Here is a 2485-nt window from a genome sequence, read left to right as displayed (position 1 = left end):
GTTCGCGCTGGGCTTCAGTTCCGAAGTCGTGGGCGTTACCAAGTTCTGCGTCGAGCCGGTCGCAGCGGTCACGTCGATTCCAAAGGTCGGCGGCACCAAGAATCCCGACATCGCCGCCATCGTGAAGCTCGAGCCCGAGCTGGTGATCGCAAACGCCGAAGAGAACCGGCGCGAGGACGTCGAGCAAATGCGCGCGGCGGGTATCCCGGTGTTCACCACGTATCCGCGCACGGTGCCGGGTGCGGTCGAATCGATCCTGCGCCTGGGCCGGGTGCTCGGTCGCGAAGCGCAGGCCGCGGCGCTGGCCAAAGAAATCACGCTCAGCGTGAGCGGAATCGAGGCGGCGCTCGGCGTATGGAGCAAACTGCGGCTTCGCGTTTTCTGCCCGATCTGGAAAAACCCGTGGATGTCGTTCAACGCCGACACCTACGCGCATGATGTGCTGCGCATGCTTGGCTATAACAACGTCTTTGCCTCGGCGGGCGAGCGCTATCCCGTGACGACGCTCGAGGACGCGGTCGAACTGCGTCCTGATATCGTGATACTTCCCGACGAGCCGTATGAATTCGATGAGTCCGACGTCGCCGAGCTGAAGCCTCTGCTGCCGCCCGCGCTCAGCCGCCGCGTATTGATTGTCAACGGACGCGACCTGCATTGGTACGGCGTCCACATGGTGCAGGGGCTGAAGTCATTGGCGGAGAGAATGGCGCGGGTGCGAGCCGCGGTTCTATAATCGTGCTTCGACGCTATCCGACGAAAATGAATGGGAGATTGGTATGATCCCGAAAATCAGTTTGGCAGCCGCGTTTGTTCTGATGATGGCGCCACCGATGGCATGCGCTTCGAGTCGCGCCGATTCGAATCCCGCGCCGATGAGCTGGCAGGCGCATCAGTCGCCGCTGGACATGGTCCTCGCGCAGGATGGTCAGGCCGGGCAACCCAGTATGGGCACCACCGACAACGACAACGATAACAGCAGCGACAACGACAACGATTCAAACGACAGCTCGGACGACAATCAGAACGCCGATAGCAACCAGACGGATCAAAACGGCGCCGGTGAAGAACCGCCGGCGATTCCGCCGACGGTTTTAGGTGGGCCCGAAGAGGAACAATCCGAACCGCGGCAGGCGCCGATGAATACCTATGCGCAGCCGGCGAATCCCTAATCAACAGCGTCGCGCGACTCGCTCAGTCATTCATTCGATAGTTCTTTTTTCGGGGGACCGACGATGCCTGCACCACTTGACGGAATCAAAGTACTCGATCTGACCAAGCTGGCGCCGGGACCTTTCTGCACGATGATCCTGGCGGACCTTGGCGCCGGAGTGATCAGGATCGAGGAGCCGGGACCTCCCACCGGAAGACGCGCACAGCAAGCTGGCGCCGCCGGCACGCGCTCTGCTGGTAACAGCTTCAACAGTTCGCCGCACAACGCGCTGGCGCGCAACAAGAAATCGATCGGGATCAATCTCAAGAGCGGTATGGGCAAGGAAATCTATATTCGGCTCGCGCAGCGCGCCGACGTGATCGTCGAGGAATACCGGCCGGGCGTCGCCAAGCGGCTGGGGATTGACTACGAGAAGCTCTCGTCACGCAACCCGCGGCTGATCTATTGCGCCATCACCGGCTTCGGACAGACCGGCCCGTATCGCGACCTGGTCGGCCACGACATCAACTACATCGCAACCGCCGGCGTGCTGTCGATGTTCGGGCGGCCCGGCCAGCCGCCGACGATTCCGCACAACGTCGTTGCGGACTACGCCGGCGGCGGGATGCATGGCGCGATCGGGGTGCTGGCGGCGCTGGTCGCACGCAACCAGACTGGGCGCGGGCAGTACGTCGACATCTCGATGATGGACGGCAGCCTCGCGCTGCTGGCGCAGGCGTTCTCGACATTCTTCGCCAACGGGAAAGTCCCCAGACGCGGTGAGACGATAAACGACGGCGGGATTCCGAACTACAACGTCTACCTGACCAAGGACGAAAAATACATTACCATCGCGGCGATCGAGCCGTGGTTCTTCGCCAATCTGTGCCGCGCGCTCGGCCGCGAGGATTTTATTCCGCATGAATACGACTCGGGCAAGCGCCCGGAAATAGCACGCGTGTTCACCGAGACGTTCAAAACCAGGACGCGCGACGAATGGTTCGAGATTCTGAGCAAGAGCGATATCTGCGCCGGCCGGATGCTCACGCTCGACGAGGTGCCGAACGATCCGCAGGTGCAGGCGCGCAACATGATCGTCGAGGTCGAAGGCGACGGCGGCAGGAAGTTCAAGCAGGTCGGCATCTCGGCGAAATTCTCGGATACCCCGGGATCGATCAGGTCGCTCGCGCCGCAGCTCGGACAGCATACCGACGAAATCCTCGGCGAGCTCGGCTACAGCAAGGACGAGCTCGACCGCTGGCGCGAGTCGGGCGCGATCAAGTAGCAGCGCATCATCTGGCGCGGGTGCGCGGGATTCGTTGCGTTGCCCGCGGC

The 2485-nt window shown here is 62.3% G+C and carries 3 protein-coding genes; all 3 read left to right on the top strand.

The features are described from left to right. Positions 1 to 733, top strand: a 733-nt coding sequence (locus VIW95_RS06075) for a helical backbone metal receptor (RefSeq protein ID WP_331584536.1), incomplete at its 5' end; no start/stop codon positions are given. Between the two features lie 43 nt (positions 734 to 776). Then, complete coding sequence (locus VIW95_RS06070) at positions 777 to 1169, top strand: hypothetical protein (RefSeq protein ID WP_331584535.1); 393 nt, start codon at positions 777 to 779, stop codon at positions 1167 to 1169. 63 nt (positions 1170 to 1232) lie between these two features. Next, a complete protein-coding gene (locus VIW95_RS06065; protein ID WP_331584534.1) occupies positions 1233 to 2435 on the top strand; it encodes a CaiB/BaiF CoA-transferase family protein in 1203 nt (400 codons plus the stop codon). The last annotated feature ends 50 nt before the right edge of the window (positions 2436 to 2485 follow it).

This window comes from Binatus sp. (SeqCode) (assembly GCF_036522015.1).
Classification (GTDB): Bacteria; Desulfobacterota; Binatia; order Binatales; family Binataceae; genus Binatus.
This window is presented reverse-complemented; position numbering and strand designations above follow the sequence as displayed.

Bases quoted from the DNA above. Each gene is read 5' to 3' on its own strand.
- VIW95_RS06070 (WP_331584535.1), top strand. From the start codon at position 777: ATGATCCCGAAAATCAGTTTGGCAGCCGCGTTTGTTCTGATGATGGCG.
- VIW95_RS06065 (WP_331584534.1), top strand. From the start codon at position 1,233: ATGCCTGCACCACTTGACGGAATCAAAGTACTCGATCTGACCAAGCTG.